Origin of the sequence: Pseudomonas entomophila, assembly GCF_013523125.1 — a bacterium.
GTDB lineage: Bacteria > Pseudomonadota > Gammaproteobacteria > Pseudomonadales > Pseudomonadaceae > Aquipseudomonas > Aquipseudomonas entomophila_B.
The window spans coordinates 47,949-64,952 of sequence record NZ_JAAMQJ010000025.1; the positions used below are offsets into that span (position 1 = coordinate 47,949).

A 17,004-nucleotide genomic window follows, 5' to 3' on the forward strand; every position below is an offset into this window, starting at 1 on the left:
CGATGATGACTGAGGGTTGGCGCGTCCTGGTGCTCGAGGCCCATGGCTTCCAGCGCGCCATTGCCGTACGGACCTTCGAGCGCCTGGGGTGCGCCGAAGTCCTGCAGGCGACCCAGGCCAACGAAGCACTGACGCTGCTGCGTTGCCTGGACGGTGTGGACCTGGTGGCGTGTGGCTTGCGAGACGACGGTGACGGTGACATGGATGGCCTGGAATTCATCCACTGGATCGGGCGCGAGCGCCTGGCCAAGGGTGTACTGGTCAGCGGCTGCCTGGGGCCGAGCCTGCGGCGTGGCCTGCAAGGCCTGGTCGAGCAACTGGGGATGCGTTTTTTCGGCGATGTCGAGCCGCCGTTGCCCCTGGACCCCTTGCGTCAATGGCTGAACGTGCCCGTGCTCCCGGCGCCCGCGCCGCCACTGCCCGAGCGCCTCTGGCCCGACGAGGACCAGGTGCGTCAGGCCTTGCGCGAGCACCAGTTCGTCGCCTGCTTCTTTCCGGTCTTCGAGCTGGCCACTGGGCGGATCGAGGCGGTCGAACTGGTGACGCAGTGGCATCACCCGTTGCTCGGCATCCTGGCGCCCGATCTGTTCCTGCCGGTGGTGGAGCGTTGTGGGTTGTTCGACGACGTCTGGATGGCCATGCTCGAACAAGGCCTGGCGCTCTACCAGACGCTCAGCGCCGAAGGCTGTACGCTGCCACTGTCGATGCGTGTGCACACGGCGCAACTGAGCGACCGTCAGTTCTGCCTGCAGGTACGTGCCCTGATCCGTCGCTATGAATGCCGCCAGGGCCACCTGTGCCTCGACCTGGCCGACCAGGGGCTCTACCGGTTGACGGTGATCGAGCAGGAGAACCTGTTGCGTTTGCGTCTGCTGGGGTGCGAGCTGGGGTTGGCGGGATTCGGTAGCGACAAGGGCAGCAGCCAATTGCTCTGCCAGTTGCCTTTCACACGGATTCGATTGGATGGGCAGTTCATCGAGGGCTTGCCCCACGAGGCGCGTTGCCGCGCGGTGGTTCACCATTGCCTGCGACTGGCCGATGAGCTGCATCAGCGGTTGACGGCCGTGGACGTCACGACTGCCGAGCAGCACGTGGCGCTACTGACGCTGGGGTGCCAGAGCGCCCAAGGTCGCTACCTGGCACCGCCGCTCGATCGGGAAGAATTGCTCAGGCGCGTACGCTGTGATCAGCGCCCTGGGCCGGATCGCGATTGAGCAGGCGGCTCAGGCCTGGGTCATATGCGTCCGAGCAGCAACAACACCAGCAGCACGACCAGGATCACGCCAATGATGCCGGACGGGCCATAGCCCCAGCTGCGCGAATGCGGGAATACCGGTAAACCGCCCACCAACAGCAGAATCAGGATGATGATGAGGATCGTGGTCATGTCGAAGTCCTTGTGAGGTCCAGGGGGAGCGGTAAGGTGACCGCCTATTCTTCCGACTGCCCTGACGAAGGGAAGATTCCATCGAGATGCGTGTGAGAAACCGGCGCACCAAAGACCGCGGTGGTGGCTCTACGCCACCTGACCGCAGCGCTGCCTGAGCCGTGGGTGCGGATTCAGGTATGCTGCCCAGCTCTTTTCAGGACGAGAGGCCCTCATGGTCAACTATTGCTGGTTCGTGCTGGCGGCGGTCTTCGAAATCGCCGGCTGCTATGCGTTCTACCTGTGGCTACGTCTGGGCAAGAGCGCCTGGTGGGTAGTGCCAGCGTTGCTCAGCCTGACCTGTTTCGCCCTGGTGCTGACCCGCGTCGAAGCCGCCTACGCAGGGCGGGCCTACGCGGCCTATGGGGGGATCTACATCGTCAGCTCGCTGTGCTGGCTGGCGCTGATCGAGCGTGCGCGGCCCTTGGGCAGTGACTGGCTTGGCGCCTTGCTGTGCGTGCTCGGCGCCAGCCTGATCGTGCTCGGTCCGCGTATGCAGACGTCCTGAGCCTTATTCCAACAGTTCCTTGGGCACGTCGTGACGGGCCAGAAGCTGGCACTGCTGGCTCTCGGGATCGAACAGGATGAACGCCTGGCCCTTGGCCAAGGCATGGCGCACGCGCAGCACACGGGTCTGCAGCGGTGTGTCGTCGCCATTGTCGGTGCCGTCGCGGGTGACGAAATCTTCGATCAGGCGGGTCAGGGTCTCGGCTTCGAGCTGGTCGTAAGGAATGAGCATGGGAAAGTCGTCCGGTTCAGGTCAGACGATAGTACGTCAAATGTAGGAAGAGGAGGGGGCCGGTGCTCAGCCCCCCCTGGCTGCCGTCAGTGCGGATCGGCCTTGTGGCCGAGCAGGCTGTCCACGGCAGGCACCCGTGTCTCGCTTTCCATCTGCGTGTCATGCTCCAACTGGTGACTGAACTGCTCCAGGGAAGCGGTGGACGGGTGCGAGTCGCTGGCGAACACCGGCGGGCTCATCAGGTAAGCCCCGAGCAAACGGCTCAGGGCCGCCAGGCTGTCGATGTGCGTACGCTCGTAGCCGTGGGTGGCGTCGCAACCGAACGCCACCAGGGCCGTGCGAATGTCATGGCCGGCCGTCACGGCCGAGTGCGCATCACTGTAGTAATAGCGGAACAGGTCACGGCGCACCGGCACCTCGTGCTCGCCTGCCAGCTTCAGCAGGTGGCGGGACAGGTGATAGTCATAGGGCCCCGAGGAATCCTGCATGGCCACGCTGACGGCATGTTCGCTGGAGGCTTGACCGGGCGCCACGGGCGCGATGTCGATGCCGACGAACTCGCTGACGTCCCAGGGCAGGGCACCTGCCGCGCCGGAGCCGGTTTCTTCGGTGATGGTGAACAGCGGGTGGCAATCGATCAGTGGCTGCTGGCCGCTTTCCACCACCGCCTTGAGCGCGGCCAGCAGCGCTGCGACCCCGGCCTTGTCGTCCAGGTGACGGGCGCTGATGTGTCCGCTTTCGGTGAACTCGGGCAGCGGATCGAAGGCCACGAAGTCACCGACGCCCACGCCCAGCGATTCGCAGTCGGCGCGGGTGGCGCAGTAAGCGTCCAGGCGCACTTCCACGTGGTCCCAGCTGATCGGCATCTGGTCGATGGCGGTGTTGAACGCATGACCGCTGGCCATCAACGGCAACACGCTGCCGCGGAACACGCCCGCGTCGGTGAACACGCTGACCCGGCTGCCCTCGGCGAAGCGGCTCGACCAGCAGCCGACGGGGGCCAGGGCCAGACGGCCATTGTCCATCAGTTGACGCACGCTGGCGCCGATGGTGTCCAGGTGCGCCGAGACGGCGCGGTCCGGTGAGCTTTGCCGACCCTTGAGGGTGGCGCGGATGGTGCCGCGCCGGGTCAGCTCGTAGGGGATGCCCAGTTCTTCCAGGCGCTCGGCGACATAGCGCACGATGGTGTCGGTGAAGCCGGTCGGGCTGGGAATGGCGAGCATTTCCAACAGCACCTTGCGCAGGTAGTCCAGGTCGGGTTCCGGGGTGGCTTCAGGCATGCACGCTCCTTCGGGTCAGGTGATCGAACGGCTGTGCGGGAACAGCAGGTCAATGAAACGTTCGGCCGTGGGCTGCGGCTCATGGTTGGCCAGGCCCGCGCGTTCGTTGGCCTCGATGAACACGTACTCGGGCTGGTCGGCGGCGCCTACCATCAGGTCCAGGCCGACCACCGGAATGTCCAGGGCGCGCGCGGCGCGGATGGCCGCTTCGGCCAGTACCGGATGCAGCCGCTCGGTGACATCCTCCAGAGTGCCGCCTGTGTGCAGGTTGGCGGTGCGACGCACGTTCAGGCGCTGGCCGTTGGCCAGGATGTGGTCATAGTCCAGACCAGCGTCACGCAGGGTGCGCTCGGTTTCCTCGTCCATCGGGATGCGGCTTTCACCCCCGGTGGCTGCCTGGCGACGTCGGCTCTGCGCCTCGATCAGGGCCTTGATGGTGTGGGTGCCGTCGCCGATCACCTGGGCCGGGTGCCGCACGGCGGCGGCCACGACCTCGTGACCGATGACCACGATGCGCAGGTCCAGGCCGGGGTGATAGCTTTCCAGCAGCACACGGCTGTCGAAGCGCCGGGCCTGTTCGATGGCCTGGGTCAGTTCGTCCACGCGGGTGATGTTCACGGCCACGCCTTGGCCCTGCTCGCCATCGACCGGCTTGACCACGATTGCGCCATGGGTCTCCAGGAACGCCAGGTCTTCCTCGGGATCGCCCGCCAGCTGCTGTGCGGGGACCTGCAGGCCGACCCCGTGCAGGGCCTGGCGAGTCAGTCGCTTGTCCTGGCACAGGGTCATGCTCACCGCGCTGGTCAGGTCGCTCAACGACTCGCGGCAGCGCACCCGGCGCCCGCCCAGGCTCAGGGTGAACAGGCCTGCCGCCGCATCGTCCACCTGCACCTCGATGCCGCGGCGGAAGGCCTCGTCGACGATGATGCGGGCGTAAGGGTTGAGCTTGGCCTCCGGGCCGGGGCCGAGGAACAGCGTCTGGTTGATGCCGTTCTTGCGCTTGACCGCGAAGGTCGGCAGGTTGCGAAAGCCCAGCTTGGTGTACAGGCGCTTGGCCTGACGGTTGTCGTGCAGCACCGACAGGTCCAGGTAGGCCAGGCCACGGCTCATGAAGTGCTCGATCAGGTGGCGCACCAGCACTTCGCCCACGCCGGGCCGCGTGCAGTGGGGGTCCACCGCCAGGCACCAGAGGCTGCACCCATGCTCGGGGTCGTCGAAGGCCTTGCTGTGGTTCAGGCCCATGACGCTGCCGATGATCGCCTGGGTGTCTTCGTCCTCGGCCAGCCAGTACACCGGACCGCCCTGGTGACGAGGCGTCAGGCGCTCGGGGTCGATCGGCAGCATGCCGCGGGCCTGGTACAGGGTATTGATCGCCTGCCAGTCGCTGTCGGCCTGGGCACGGCGGATACGGAAGCCGCGAAACACGCGCTGGGCCGGTCGGTAGTCGGTGAACCACAAGCGCAGGGTGTCGGAAGGATCGAGGAACAGTTGCTGGGGTGAATAGGCCAACACCTGCTGGGGCGCGGCGACGTACAGCGCAATGTCGCGCTCGCCAGGCTGCTCGTCGAGCAGCGCCTTGGCCAGGTTGGCCGGGTCCGGGTAAGTATGGCCGATGAGCAGCCGTCCCCAGCCACAGTGCACGGCGCGCGGATGATGGTGCGGCTCGCTGCCATCCTCGGCCAGACGCGCCTGCAGGCGCTCGTAGGACGGGGTCTGGCCGCGAAGCAACCGCTGGCCGTAGGACGTTTCATGGGGTTTCATCGGTCAGAGTCCTTGCTCGCTGAGCCACAGGTTCAGCGCCGCCAGTTGCCAGAGCTTGGAGCCGCGCAATGGGGTCAATTGACCGTGGGGGTTGCTCAACAAGGTATCGAGCATGGCCGGATCGAACAGGCCACGGTCTTGGCTCGGGTCGGTCAGCAGGTCGCGGACCCAGCCCAGCGTGGCACCTTCGAGGTGCTTGAGGCCGGGGACCGGGAAGTAGCCTTTCTTGCGGTCGATGACCTCGTGGGGGATCACGCGGCGCGCGGCTTCCTTGAGCACCTGTTTGCCGCCATCGGGCAGTTTGAAGCGTGCTGGAATCCGTGCCGACAGTTCGGCCAGGCGGTAGTCGAGGAACGGCGTACGCGCTTCCAGGCCCCAGGCCATGGTCATGTTGTCCACCCGCTTGACCGGGTCGTCCACCAGCATCACCGTGCTGTCCAGGCGCAGGGCCTTGTCCACGGCGGCCTCGGCCCCGGGCTTGGCAAAGTGCTCGCGGACGAACTCGCCCGCGGCGTCGTAGTCGAGTGCCCAGGGCGCCTTGACCGTCTGCCGGTACTCGTCATAGCTGCGGTCGAAGAACGCCGCACGGTAGGCCGCATACGGATCGGCGGCACCGTCCACCTGTGGGTACCAGTGGTAGCCGGCGAACAGTTCGTCGGCGCCTTGGCCGCTCTGCACGCCCTTGCAGTGCTTGGCCACTTCGCGCGAGAGCAGGTAGAAGGCGATGCAGTCATGGCTGACCATCGGTTCGCTCATGGCGCGGAAGGCAGCGGGCAACTGGTCGATGATCTCGTGCTCGGCGATGCGCAATTGGTGATGCCGCGTACCGTAATGACGGGCGATCAGGTCCGAGTACTGGAACTCGTCGCCACGCTCGCCACCCGCATCTTCGAAGCCGATGGAGAAGGTCGACAGGTCGTCCACGCCGACCTCGCGCAGCAGGCCGACCAGCAGGCTGGAGTCGACGCCGCCGGACAGCAGCACGCCGACGTCGATCGCTGCGCGTTGGCGGATGGCCACGGCGTCGCGGGTCGCGTCGAGCACGCGGTCGGTCCAGTCGTTCAGGGTCAGGTGCTGTTCATCGGCGTTGGGGCCGTACTGCAGCGACCACCAGGTCTTCTGCTCGACTTGGCCATGGGCGTCGATGCGCATCCAGGTGGCCGGCTCAAGCTTCTGCACGTTGGCCAGCAGCGTGCGCGGTGCCGGTACCACGGCATGGAAGTTCAGGTAGTGGTTCAGTGCCACCGGGTCGAGCATCGGGTCGATGTCGCCGCCCTTGAGCAGCGCCGGCAGGCTGGAGGCGAAGCGCAGGCGCTCGCCGTTGCGCGACAGGTACAGCGGCTTGACGCCCAGGCGGTCGCGGGCCAGGAACAGGCGCTGGGTATCGCGCTCCCAGACGGCGAAGGCGAACATGCCATTGAGCTTGGGCAGCAGCGCCTCGCCCCAGGCATGATAGCCCTTGAGCAGGACTTCGGTGTCGCCATCGGAGTGGAAGGCGTAGCCCAGGGCCTGCAGCTCTTCGCGCAGTTCGGGGAAGTTGTAGATGGCGCCATTGAACGCCAGTGCCAGACCCAGGTTGCCGTCGGTCATCGGCTGCGCCGACCCGTCGGACAGGTCCATGATCTTCAGGCGTCGATGGCCGAGCGCGACCGGCCCTTGGCTATGGAACCCCCAGGCATCCGGCCCGCGTGGCGCCAGGTGATGGGTGATCCGCTCCACGGCGGCGAGGTCCGCCGGACGTGGGGCTTGATTGAAAGGGGTGAAGCGCAACTCGCCAGCTAATCCGCACATAAGTCCTTACCGGTTTTTCCGTTGGGGAAGGTGCTCCAACATGGAGCACTCAGGTAGTGACCCGATGCGGACGTCAAGAGTTTTAGAGCTTTTGGTTATATAGGGCTAGAAGACCGCTTGCAGGTGCGTGTCGATGCGCTGCAAAAGCGCCGCACAGCAGAGGTCAGCGACGGGTTTTCTGGCGAAGGATATAGAGTGTGACACCGATCGCACTGGCCAACAGGAATACCCGCGCCCATGGCACGGGTACCAGGTAACAGGACAGGCCGATGCTTGCCCACATCACGCCGATGGCCCAAGCCTTGCCCTTGAGTGGAATGCCCTCACCGTCCAGGTAGCCGCGAATCCAGGGCCCCAGGCGGGGATGTTCGATCAGCCAGGCGTGAAAGCGCGGCGAGCTGCGGACAAAGCAGGCAGCAGCCAGAAGCAGGAACGGGGTGGTCGGCAGCAGCGGCAGGAAGATGCCGATCACCCCCAGCGCGACGCTGAGCCAGCCCAGGGCCAGCAGCAGGTAGCGCGTCACGGATCAGTGGTGGCGGGGCTTGAGCAGCGCAGGCTTCTCGTCCGGCGCTTGCAGCAGCAGGAACAGCGCGGTCAGCGCTTCAGGGATCTGCACGATCATGTCGTCCTGCAGGCTCGGCGTGCGGGCGATGTCCTCGAACTCCGGCTGCTCGTCGAACAGGCCCGAGCCGACCATGATCGGCAGCAGCATCTCGCTGACTTCTTCCTCGGCGTTCTCGAACCAGGCTTCCTCGCGCAGGAACACGCCTTCCATGAAGCCGATGCACCAGCCGCGCAGGTCGGAATCGTCCGGCTCGTCGCCCAGGTCCAGGTCGCACGGCAACTCGAATTCCTCGTCGCTGGCCAGCTGGCGCGCGATGTGGCCCTTGAGCGACGCCAGGGTGGTTTCGATCTCGGTGCGCTGCGCTTCGCTGGTGTAGCGCGGCTGTTCGGCGAACAGCGCATCGATCCATTCACGTTCCGGCACGTCTTCGGCACAGATCGACAGCGCGGTCAGGTAGCCGTGGGCGGCGACGTAGTCCAGCGCTTCTTCGTGCAGCTCGTCGGCGTCGAGGAAGGCTTGCAGGCGGGTCAGTTGCTCGGCGAAGGACATTACAGGGCTACCTTGGGAATAAACGATACCGAATTCTAGCACCTTGCAGTCGCTGCGGGGCAAAGGGAACGCCTGTCAGCGAAACGCCTGTCGGAAGCTGCGCTGGGGTATACTCGGCGGTTTTCCACCGACGTGGGCGTCTTGCCCGCGCGGCAAAAGCCGCTTACGCATTCGTGGGTGTGCCAGGCCGGTTTTTCCGTCAGCCTGTGCCCCGCAGGATCAGGCGATTCGTGGAGTTTCCAATGCTCGAACAGGCTCAGCGCGTCCTCAAGGACGTCTTCGGCTACGACAGTTTCCGCGGTCGGCAGGCCGCGATCATCGAATGCGTGGCCAATGGCGGCGACGCCCTGGTGCTGATGCCCACCGGGGGCGGCAAGTCCCTGTGCTTCCAGGTGCCTGGCCTGCTGCGACCGGGGCTGACGGTGGTGGTCTCGCCTTTGATCGCCTTGATGGACGATCAGGTCGCCACCCTGAATGAATTGGGCGTCGCTGCGGCCGCGCTCAACTCTACCCTGAGCACCGACCAGCAGCGTGAACTGGCCGCACGCCTGCGTCGCGGGGAAATCAAGATGCTGTACCTGGCGCCGGAGCGTCTGGTGCAGCCGCGCATGCTGGACTTCCTGAATTCCCTGCACATTTCGCTGTTCGCCATCGACGAAGCGCACTGCGTGTCGCAGTGGGGCCACGATTTCCGTCCCGAATACCTCCAGCTCGGGCAACTGGCCGAGCTGTTCCCGAACGTGCCGCGCATCGCCCTGACCGCGACCGCCGACATGCGTACCCGCGAAGAGATCGTCCAGCGCCTGCACCTGCAAGGCGCCGAGCGGTTCCTGTCGAGCTTCGACCGGCCGAACATCTTCTACCGCATCGTGCCCAAGGAGCAGCCCCGCAAGCAGCTGCTGGCGTTCCTCGGCGAGCGCCGTGGCAACGCGGGCATCGTCTATTGCCTGTCGCGCAAGAAGGTCGACGAAACGGCAGCGTTCCTCTGCGACCAGGGGTTCCCGGCGCTGCCGTACCACGCCGGGCTCGCCGCCGAGACGCGATCGGCCAACCAGCACCGCTTCCTCAACGAGGAAGGTCTGATCATGGTCGCCACCATCGCCTTCGGCATGGGTATCGACAAGCCCAACGTGCGCTTCGTCGCCCACCTGGACCTGCCCAAGTCCCTGGAAGCCTACTATCAGGAGACCGGGCGTGCCGGGCGTGACGGCCTGCCTGCAGATGCCTGGATGGCCTACGGCCTGCAAGACATGGTCATGCTCAAGCAGATGCTGCAGAACTCCGAAGGCGACGAACGCCACAAGCGCATCGAGCAGCACAAGCTCGACGCCATGCTCGCCCTGTGCGAAGAGAGCGGCTGTCGGCGTCAGGCGCTCTTGGCCTACTTCGACGAGCGGCTCGAGCAGCCGTGCGGGCATTGCGACAACTGTGTCGATCCGGTGCAGACCTGGGATGCCACCGAGCCGGCGCGTCAGGCGCTGTCGGCGATCTACCGCACCGGGCAGCGCTATGGGGTCGGGCATCTGATCGACGTGTTGCTGGGCAAGAGCACCGAGAAGGTACGCAACTTCGGCCATGAGAAGCTGGCCGTGTTCGGGGTGGGCAAGGGCACCAGCGAGCACGAGTGGCGTTCGCTGTTTCGCCAATTGGTCGCGCGTGGCCTGGTGGACATCGACATCGAGGGCTACGGCGGTCTGCGCCTGTCGGACAGCTGCCGGCCCTTGCTGCGCGGCGAGGTGGCGCTCCAGCTGCGTCGCGACCTCAAGCCGCAGACCGTGCCCAAGAGCGGCGGCGGCAGCCCGGCCAGCCAACTGGTGCGGGGCGAGGAGCGCGAACAGTGGGAGGCGCTACGCAGCCTGCGGCGCAAGCTGGCCGAGGAGCACAGCGTGCCGCCGTACGTCATCTTCCCGGACTCGACCTTGCTGGAGATGCTGCGCAGCCAGCCCACCAGCCTGGCCGAGATGGGCCGGGTCAGTGGGGTCGGAGCGCGCAAGCTGGAGCGCTATGGCCAGGCGTTTCTCGAGGTGCTCAACGGTGCGGGCGGCCGCGACGATGCGCCCAAGGTGGTCCTCGACCTGCGCCATGAGCTGGTCAGCCTGGCCCGCGCCGGCATGACGCCGTTGCAGATCGCCGGCCAGCTGAACTGCAGCGAGAAGAACGTCTACAGCCTGCTGGCCGAATCGCTGGGACGCCAGGAGCTAAGCCTGGAGCAGGCGTTGGATGTGCCGGAGGCTCTGCTCAGCGAAATGCAGGATGCGTTTCTCGACGGTGAAGGCGAGCTGCCGCCCGTGTCGAGCATCGCCGTGCAGTTTGTCGGGCGCGTACCGGATGGCGTGCTGCATTGTGTGCGGGCGGCACTGGCGGCTGAGTTTGAGCTGTAGTCGATCACCTTCACAAGAGCGGTGTCTCGGCCAGCGCCATCGCCGGCAAGCCGGCTCCCACAGGGGGCGAGCCAAGCCAGGCAGGGCAGGGCACAAAGATCTAGACTGCCGCACCAATGCACAAGGTATCGCACCCCCCTGTGTGTGGGCTTGCCCGCGATGGCGGCGGTGCAGTCACCCTCGGTATCGCTAGTTGTCGAAATGATCCACCCCCGCCAGCGTGCCAAGCCACGAAACAGCAGGACGTTGCCTACATCGAAAGCCTTGCACACCGCCCAAGGCCATGGTTAGCTGCCTAATAATTAGTTTCGATGACCGAGTAACCCTATGCCGCTGACCAACAACCAACACCGCTTTGGTATGCAACTGGCTCAGATGTCACGTGGCTGGCGTGCCGAGCTGGACCGTCGGTTGGCCGGGCTCAACCTGTCCCAGGCCCGTTGGCTGGTGTTGTTGCACCTGGCCCGTTTCGAGCAAGCGCCGACCCAGCGTGCGTTGGCGCAAAGCGTGGGGGTGGAAGGGCCGACCCTGGCCCGGCTGCTGGACAGCCTGGAGGCTCAGGGTCTGGTGCAGCGGCAAGCGGTCGCCGAAGATCGCCGGGCCAAGAAGATCCAGTTGTGCGCACCTGCCAAACCGTTGATCGAGCAGATCGAAACCATTGCCAATGCTCTGCGCGCGGAGCTGTTCGAGGGCGTCAGCGAGGTGGACCTGGAGGTGTGCATGCGCGTGCACGCCAAGATCCTCGACAATCTGGAGCGCTCCTGACGCCTTGAGGGCGTCTTCACCGGCCGACACGAGAATCTATCACCATGGACCTGCGCAAATCCGAAGTCGTCATAACCTACTGCACCCAATGCCAGTGGCTGCTACGTGCCGCCTGGCTGGCCCAGGAACTGCTGTCGACGTTCGCCGACGAACTCGGCCGCGTGACCTTGGAGCCGGCCAGTGGCGGTACCTTTCGCATCACCTGCAATGGGGTACAGGTCTGGGAGCGCAAGGCTGACGGTGGTTTTCCTGAGGCCAAGGTGCTCAAGCAGCGCGTCCGCGACCAGATCGATCCCGCGCGCGACCTGGGTCACAACGACCGCTAAGCCGCTTGGTTTCAGTCGTACAGGGCTTTTTTCTTCCAGTTCTCGTCCTCGTCGGTCTTGAGTCCCTGGGTCAGCTGATTGTCCTCGTCTTCGGTCGGCTCCAACTGGTCCAGCGCCTGCGCATCGGCGCGTGCCAACAGTTTTTCGAGGTAGGTCAGCTGCTCCTTGTACGCCGCCGGATCGGGCTGCTTGCGCAGGTACTGCACGCCACGCTCGAACGCCAGGCGCGCCTGGCCGGGTTCACCCTTGACCAGGCATTGCTGGCCCAGGTTGTTGAAGAACTCGATGTGCAGCAGCACCAGCACGTGCTGGATCTGCTTGACCCAGTACTTGCCTTCCTCGCGCGTGAGCACGTTCTCGTGGGTAGCGCGCACCACGTGGTGGTGCAGCACCTCGAGCAGTACCCGGATGTCCTTGGCCTTGGCTTCGGTGGCGATCGGGCTCGGCGGATTGTTCACCGGAATCTTCTCGCCGAGCGCGACGAGTTGCTCGAGTTCGGCGATGCGCGTCTTGAGCCGGACATCGCGTTTGTCCAGGGCGAGCAGGCGCTGGTCCAGGTCGAGCTCGATACGGGCCAGCAGCAGCTTCAGCGCAGGGCTCATGAACTGACCGGGGAACGTCTCGCTGATATCGCCACAACGACGCTGGCGTTCATTGAGGTCGATCTTCAGGCGTGCGCGGTCGAGCCGGGTGTTTTCCACCAGGTTGTTGAGATAGCCGATGACGATGAGCAGGGCGATGCCTGCCACGACCAGCAGGGTGATCAGAAATGGTGTCACCGGTAACGCCTCTGTCAGATTTTGCCTGCTTGGAGTGTAGTGAGTTCGCGCCGCAGCGAATAGCGTCCCTGTGAAAGAGAAGGGCGTCTTCACGACCTGGGTTACCGTTTTCAGGCCTTTGGGCGTACGACCCCAGATCGAACATCGGGTGCGAAGTGATTGATTTGAATAAATTTATACAAAGGGCTTGACGCCTCTCCACGGCCTCCATAGAATGCGCGCCACTTGCAGCGCAAAGCTAAACGCCACGCGATGCAGGCAGTGAATGTTGTAGCGTGTCCCCTTCGTCTAGTGGCCTAGGACACCGCCCTTTCACGGCGGTAACAGGGGTTCGAGTCCCCTAGGGGACGCCATTGCGGGAATAGCTCAGTTGGTAGAGCACGACCTTGCCAAGGTCGGGGTCGCGAGTTCGAGTCTCGTTTCCCGCTCCAGTTTCTCCGGCAGCGCCTCGCGGCGAGGCAGGAAAAGTAAATCCAGACTGAATCGTGAGGTTCATGCTCTGGTGCACTGAAAAGTGTCGTGTGTCCCCTTCGTCTAGTGGCCTAGGACACCGCCCTTTCACGGCGGTAACAGGGGTTCGAGTCCCCTAGGGGACGCCATTTGCGGGAATAGCTCAGTTGGTAGAGCACGACCTTGCCAAGGTCGGGGTCGCGAGTTCGAGTCTCGTTTCCCGCTCCAGTTTTTACAACTATGGCGTTCAAGACGGTGTAGTCGGTTGTACAGTTTTTACATGCGGGAATAGCTCAGTTGGTAGAGCACGACCTTGCCAAGGTCGGGGTCGCGAGTTCGAGTCTCGTTTCCCGCTCCAATCAGAAACGAAGGAAGAGACGAAGGTCTCTTTCTTCGTTTTCGCCTGTCTGAAAAACAGTTCCCGGCCTGGCAACGAGATGCCAGGCCGGGTTGCTTTATTTGTAAGTTATGGTGAAATTCAATGCGCCATTTGCCTGACCCGGTGTGACTGACGAAGCCGTCTGATAATAGCGTGCCTGGAACTTCAAGTACGTCTCGCCTGGTACCAATGGCGTCACCGGTACCTCTTCATCGAGCCGCACCGGTGTAATGCCGTCTTCGTGCAGGACCTGTATGCCCAGACCGCTCGCCCCGGAACCACTGGACAGGCTTAACAAGCCTAGATCCGGATCGAGGGTAGTAGAGCCTTGTGCGCCCTGCATGTAGACATGGGCCCTGGCGCTGCTGCCTGATGGATCGTCGTCGCAGTCGTTCAGGCGGATTTCGAACATGACCGGAGCCGTGGTGTGACCAGGGCCGCTGAAATCCTTCACGTCATGGCTACCCAGTGCCACTGGATCTGGATTGACGGCATCGGCCTTGAGCGAACACTGCGCGGCGGTTACCGTGCCGTGGAGGTGATAGCGCATCACCGAACCGATCGTGTCATAGCTTCCACTGAACAATTGCACGCCGTTGAACGCATGCGGTCCAGGTGCGATCGGCCCGGTCTTGATCAGCGTGATGAAGGCACGCAGGTTGCTCATTTGGATGCCTGTCGGCCCGGTGCGATGGTTGGAGTACCCCTGCCAGGGCACCGAGTGCCAAGTGCTGGCGTTCCAGTAGTTCTGTGGGGTACCGCCTGCGCCCGTGTAGGGCCAGTCCAGGCGCACGTGAATCCCCACACCCGCCACACCGGTTTCCAGGATGCGGCCGGTCAGGTCTTCACCGGCCACAGGAGGGAGCGGGCGGGTGACGATCGGTTGTGTATTGAGTACCTGCGCGGTGAGGTATTCGGTGCCTTGAACGTTATTGCATACCAATATCAGTCCTGCCTCGTTTGGTATGTTGTAACGCACATTGGCCTGTCCGATCACACTACCGACCGGTGCGTCGCGCGGCACCCACACAGGATTCAGGCGCAGGTTGTGCACCAGCTCGCCAGGTGTGCCATGCATCCATTCGCAAATGGCCATCGCTTCACCACTGTTGAATAAGGCAAGGGCTGCCGGGATCATTGTGGTACAGGCTAATCGCTTCATGTTCAGGTCCGGAGGTTGTCTTGAGACGGAAGTGGGCATTGCAGCGTCTGCAGGCGATAACCCTGCTCGAAGCGCATACCGGCAGGGTCGATGTACACCTGGCAGGTCTGTTGGCCCCAGCGCAGGTGCAGCCACTGAGCCTTCTCGTCAATGGCCACCAGTGCCTGGCCTGCCTGACCGACCACCGCTACGGTCTGACCGTTCGAATCAGTAACCTGAGCGCCGAACGGCCATGGCCTGTCCTCGTCCTGCTGCAATGTGAGGATCAAACGGGCGACCTTGCGCGCGTCGAAGCGCACCTTGACGATCGCGCCACGGCGGGGGACTACCTGAGCGCTGCCATTGTCGATCTGTATCTGTGGGTCGAGGTTGGTGGTCTGTAGCTGCAGGGAATTGTTGCGATAAGGTTGCAAGTGCGGCGCGGTCATGAAGCCACTGCTGTCGGTGGTGCCGCCTGGTGCGTTCTGCACGCCCACCCCGGGTATGCCAGGCACTTCGATCAGGGCATTGGTCTCACCCAGCTGGCTGGCAAAGGTCAGGCCTGCTTCATGCAGCAGCAGGCTGCCACTGGCGTTGGCCGACAATGAGCGGTAGTTGCTGCCCTGGGTGTAGCCGACACCGATATTGGCGCGAGCCCCTTGATAGCCAAGCGATAGCGCACCTGAGGCCTGCTGTCGGGCATCGCGGTTGGCCGATACTGAATAACGCAAGCGGTGGTCCAGTGCGCCACCACTGAGGCTGGCCCGTTGACTCTGACGTCCGTTGCTGCTCTGGGCCCCAACGGTGAGACTGGAGCCGCTGAACCAGTCCAGTGGCAGGGTCATGCTCAGGCCGAACAGTCGATCCTGACGGTTGCCAGTGGCCAGTGATTGCGAGGCGAACAGATTCAGACTGACATCACGGTACTGAGTGTTGAGTTGCAACTGGTACTGTCGCCGTTGCAGATTCGTGCGCCAGTAGTCGTCCTGGGACAGGGTGAAGCTCAACGAACTGCGGCTGCCCAGACGCTGGTAGAGCGAAGCTTCCAAGCGGCTGCGCCGGTTGCCCAGGTAGTCCGAGTAGGCGTTGCGCTCACGCACGGCTTCGTCATAGTCGCGATAGCCTTCGCTGGAGTAGCGGTAGCCGGCGAAGCGCAAGTTGGTGCCGGTATCGAACGTCTTGCCATAGCGTGCCGAGTAGCTCTGGCCCTGCACCTGGCCCAGGCGTTGGCCCAGATCGGCGCCCGCCTGGGTCACATCCAGCGACACCGCGCCCAACTGCCCGAGGTCACGGGCAAGGCCGATCAACCCGGCGCGGTAGTAGTCGCCACCCTGAATGCCCCCGTAGACGGTGCCCCAACTGTTGCCGCGGGCCAGGCTCGCCTGCCACAGCAATGGTGTGTCCAGGTGCTCTACACCGTTGTAGCGGCCCAGCGTGGCGCTGTAGCGCCATACCCCTTCGCGCAACAGGTTGGCCAGGCTGGAGTAGGGCTGCAAAAAACGTCGCACTTGGCCATCGGCCTCGGTCAACACCACCTCCAGCTCACCACTACCGCCGCCCACGCCCAGGTCATCGATGACATAGGGGCCTGGCGCGACGAACGTGGTGTAGACAGGATAACCGTTGAGCAGCACTTCCAGCTTGGCCCGAGTCTGCGCCACACCGCGAATCACCGGTGCGTAGTGTTGCATCACATCGGGCAGCATGCCCATGTCGGAGGCGATCTGCAGGCCTTTGAAAGGCAGGCTGCGAAAGACCTCGCCATGACTGAAGGTTTCGCCGAGGGTGAAGTTGCCGCGGTTGTCGGGCAGGTCACGCTGCAGGTAGGTATTGCTGCGGGTCCAACTGCGCTTGCCTTGGCCGTCCTCACGCAGGGCCTGATTGCTGCGCAGGCGCCAGGCACCGAGGTTGACGCCACTGTTGAGCAGCAAGTCGTGGCTGGACTGGCTGCTGCCCTGATGGTCGAGGATCTGCGTGGCAACCTGATAGTTGACGAAGGCCGCATCGATACCGGCATCCCATTGTTCTGGTGGCACACTTCCCTGCACGTCACGGCGCAGGGCAAACTGCGGCACCGACAGGGCGAGTTGCAACTTGCCAGGGTCGAACTCGGCGCTGGCATCAGGCAGATACTCGGCCAGGTCCTGGCAGGGCAGGGTATCGTCCAGGGGGCGATCCAGGGCCTGTTCGCGCAATCCCAGTTCGCGCAGCAGGCTGGCCGTCAGACAGGCTTGCAGGCCTTGCCCGCCCGGACCAGGCAGTACCTCGATCTCACGCTCGCCCAGGCGGGAAAGGTTGACAGTGACCTGGACTCGGTAGCGCCCAGGCATCAACGGGGCTTGGCTGACCAGGGCTTGCAGGGCACGTTGCCCGGCATCGGTCGTTTCACCGGGAGTCTGGCGCAGGAACGCGGCGTTGAACTCCGGTGTCGGGGTAGCCAGTGCCGGTCGGTAGGCGCAAAGCAATAGGCTGGTGCCACCCAGCGCCAGCAACGGTGCAAGGCGGCTGCGCGAAAGGGTGCGCGTGCATCGAAAGGGGTGGAGCATTGCGGAGTATCCTGTCGACGATGGCCCGCCTGGTCATGAGGCGGCGGGTCGGGGCATGGAAGGCGCGGCTGACGGCTGAAGCGATAGCGAACGCAGGGCTCGGACGATAGGGTTTAAGGGTGGGAG

The 17,004-nt window shown here is 64.2% G+C and carries 15 protein-coding genes and 5 tRNA genes; 10 read left to right on the forward strand and 10 right to left on the reverse strand.

Annotated features, from left to right (window positions below; translation table 11 throughout):
• Positions 1–2 precede the first annotated feature (2 nt).
• A complete protein-coding gene (locus G7007_RS14015) occupies positions 3–1,214 on the forward strand; it encodes an EAL domain-containing response regulator (protein WP_181102596.1) in 1,212 nt (403 codons plus the stop codon).
• 20 nt (positions 1,215–1,234) lie between these two features.
• Here G7007_RS14015 and G7007_RS14020 read toward each other — a convergent pair whose 3' ends face one another.
• Positions 1,235–1,387, reverse strand: a complete 153-nt coding sequence (locus G7007_RS14020; RefSeq protein WP_085987307.1) for a DUF3309 family protein — start codon at positions 1,385–1,387, stop codon at positions 1,235–1,237.
• 214 nt (positions 1,388–1,601) lie between these two features.
• Between G7007_RS14020 and G7007_RS14025 the strand changes: the two genes are divergently transcribed.
• A complete protein-coding gene (locus G7007_RS14025; RefSeq protein WP_181102598.1) occupies positions 1,602–1,934 on the forward strand; it encodes a YnfA family protein in 333 nt (110 codons plus the stop codon).
• Between the two features lie 3 nt (positions 1,935–1,937).
• On the opposite strand, the gene G7007_RS14030 is transcribed toward G7007_RS14025, so the two are convergent.
• From G7007_RS14030 to G7007_RS14055, 6 genes are all read right to left on the reverse strand, one after another.
• Entirely contained in the window at positions 1,938–2,165 is a 228-nt protein-coding gene (locus tag G7007_RS14030) for a YheU family protein (protein WP_181102599.1), read from the reverse strand.
• An 86-nt stretch (positions 2,166–2,251) separates the two neighbouring features.
• On the reverse strand, positions 2,252–3,445 hold the full coding sequence (locus G7007_RS14035) for an osmoprotectant NAGGN system M42 family peptidase (protein ID WP_181102601.1): 1,194 nt from the start codon (positions 3,443–3,445) through the stop codon (positions 2,252–2,254).
• Between the two features lie 15 nt (positions 3,446–3,460).
• Positions 3,461–5,206, reverse strand: coding sequence for an N-acetylglutaminylglutamine synthetase (gene ngg / locus G7007_RS14040; RefSeq protein ID WP_181102603.1), 1,746 nt, complete (start codon positions 5,204–5,206; stop codon positions 3,461–3,463).
• Positions 5,207–5,209: 3 nt separating this feature from the next.
• Positions 5,210–6,997, reverse strand: coding sequence for an N-acetylglutaminylglutamine amidotransferase (locus tag G7007_RS14045; protein ID WP_181102604.1), 1,788 nt, complete (start codon positions 6,995–6,997; stop codon positions 5,210–5,212).
• Between the two features lie 163 nt (positions 6,998–7,160).
• Complete coding sequence (locus G7007_RS14050; protein WP_181102605.1) at positions 7,161–7,520, reverse strand: YbaN family protein; 360 nt, start codon at positions 7,518–7,520, stop codon at positions 7,161–7,163.
• 3 nt (positions 7,521–7,523) lie between these two features.
• Positions 7,524–8,111, reverse strand: coding sequence for a UPF0149 family protein (locus tag G7007_RS14055; RefSeq protein ID WP_060393017.1), 588 nt, complete (start codon positions 8,109–8,111; stop codon positions 7,524–7,526).
• Between the two features lie 242 nt (positions 8,112–8,353).
• On the opposite strand from G7007_RS14055, the gene recQ reads away from it, so the two are divergent.
• The 3 genes from recQ to G7007_RS14070 all read left to right on the forward strand — a co-directional run bounded on the left by recQ (position 8,354) and on the right by G7007_RS14070 (position 11,583).
• Positions 8,354–10,492, forward strand: a complete 2,139-nt coding sequence (gene recQ / locus G7007_RS14060; RefSeq protein WP_181102606.1) for a DNA helicase RecQ — start codon at positions 8,354–8,356, stop codon at positions 10,490–10,492.
• Between the two features lie 327 nt (positions 10,493–10,819).
• Positions 10,820–11,257 carry a transcriptional regulator SlyA gene (gene slyA / locus G7007_RS14065; RefSeq protein WP_181102607.1) on the forward strand — a complete coding sequence of 146 codons (438 nt, stop codon included), beginning with the start codon at positions 10,820–10,822 and terminating at the stop codon, positions 11,255–11,257.
• Positions 11,258–11,301: 44 nt separating this feature from the next.
• Positions 11,302–11,583 (forward strand): SelT/SelW/SelH family protein, encoded by a 282-nt coding sequence (locus G7007_RS14070; protein ID WP_181102608.1) that lies wholly within the window; start codon positions 11,302–11,304, stop codon positions 11,581–11,583.
• Positions 11,584–11,594: 11 nt separating this feature from the next.
• Here the strand turns inward: G7007_RS14070 and G7007_RS14075 are convergent, their stop codons facing one another.
• Complete coding sequence (locus G7007_RS14075; RefSeq protein ID WP_181102609.1) at positions 11,595–12,362, reverse strand: hypothetical protein; 768 nt, start codon at positions 12,360–12,362, stop codon at positions 11,595–11,597.
• A gap of 277 nt (positions 12,363–12,639) precedes the next feature.
• On the opposite strand from G7007_RS14075, the gene G7007_RS14080 reads away from it, so the two are divergent.
• The 5 genes from G7007_RS14080 (at position 12,640) to G7007_RS14100 (ending at position 13,170) form a co-directional block, all read left to right on the forward strand.
• A tRNA-Glu gene (locus G7007_RS14080) sits at positions 12,640–12,715 on the forward strand.
• Positions 12,716–12,717: 2 nt separating this feature from the next.
• A tRNA-Gly gene (locus G7007_RS14085) sits at positions 12,718–12,793 on the forward strand.
• 92 nt (positions 12,794–12,885) lie between these two features.
• A tRNA-Glu gene (locus tag G7007_RS14090) sits at positions 12,886–12,961 on the forward strand.
• Positions 12,962–12,964: 3 nt separating this feature from the next.
• A tRNA-Gly gene (locus tag G7007_RS14095) sits at positions 12,965–13,040 on the forward strand.
• A gap of 54 nt (positions 13,041–13,094) precedes the next feature.
• Positions 13,095–13,170, forward strand: a tRNA-Gly gene (locus G7007_RS14100).
• 97 nt (positions 13,171–13,267) lie between these two features.
• Here G7007_RS14100 and G7007_RS14105 read toward each other — a convergent pair.
• Positions 13,268–14,353, reverse strand: a complete 1,086-nt coding sequence (locus tag G7007_RS14105; RefSeq protein WP_181102611.1) for a fimbrial protein — start codon at positions 14,351–14,353, stop codon at positions 13,268–13,270.
• A gap of 2 nt (positions 14,354–14,355) precedes the next feature.
• The gene (locus tag G7007_RS14110) at positions 14,356–16,878 is read right to left on the reverse strand and encodes a fimbria/pilus outer membrane usher protein (protein WP_181102613.1); all 2,523 of its coding nucleotides are present in this window, start codon (positions 16,876–16,878) and stop codon (positions 14,356–14,358) included.
• Between the last annotated feature and the right edge of the window lie 126 nt (positions 16,879–17,004).

Excerpts from the sequence above, each read along its gene's own strand:
- ngg (WP_181102603.1), bottom strand. The coding sequence starts at position 5,206 with ATGAAACCCCATGAAACGTCCTACGGCCAGCGGTTGCTTCGCGGCCAG.
- G7007_RS14035 (WP_181102601.1), bottom strand. The coding sequence starts at position 3,445 with ATGCCTGAAGCCACCCCGGAACCCGACCTGGACTACCTGCGCAAGGTG.
- slyA (WP_181102607.1), top strand. The coding sequence starts at position 10,820 with ATGCCGCTGACCAACAACCAACACCGCTTTGGTATGCAACTGGCTCAG.
- recQ (WP_181102606.1), top strand. The coding sequence starts at position 8,354 with ATGCTCGAACAGGCTCAGCGCGTCCTCAAGGACGTCTTCGGCTACGAC.
- G7007_RS14020 (WP_085987307.1), bottom strand. The coding sequence starts at position 1,387 with ATGACCACGATCCTCATCATCATCCTGATTCTGCTGTTGGTGGGCGGT.
- G7007_RS14030 (WP_181102599.1), bottom strand. The coding sequence starts at position 2,165 with ATGCTCATTCCTTACGACCAGCTCGAAGCCGAGACCCTGACCCGCCTG.
- G7007_RS14070 (WP_181102608.1), top strand. The coding sequence starts at position 11,302 with ATGGACCTGCGCAAATCCGAAGTCGTCATAACCTACTGCACCCAATGC.
- G7007_RS14025 (WP_181102598.1), top strand. The coding sequence starts at position 1,602 with ATGGTCAACTATTGCTGGTTCGTGCTGGCGGCGGTCTTCGAAATCGCC.
- G7007_RS14110 (WP_181102613.1), bottom strand. The coding sequence starts at position 16,878 with ATGCTCCACCCCTTTCGATGCACGCGCACCCTTTCGCGCAGCCGCCTT.
- G7007_RS14045 (WP_181102604.1), bottom strand. The coding sequence starts at position 6,997 with ATGTGCGGATTAGCTGGCGAGTTGCGCTTCACCCCTTTCAATCAAGCC.
- G7007_RS14105 (WP_181102611.1), bottom strand. The coding sequence starts at position 14,353 with ATGAAGCGATTAGCCTGTACCACAATGATCCCGGCAGCCCTTGCCTTA.
- G7007_RS14015 (WP_181102596.1), top strand. The coding sequence starts at position 3 with ATGATGACTGAGGGTTGGCGCGTCCTGGTGCTCGAGGCCCATGGCTTC.
- G7007_RS14055 (WP_060393017.1), bottom strand. The coding sequence starts at position 8,111 with ATGTCCTTCGCCGAGCAACTGACCCGCCTGCAAGCCTTCCTCGACGCC.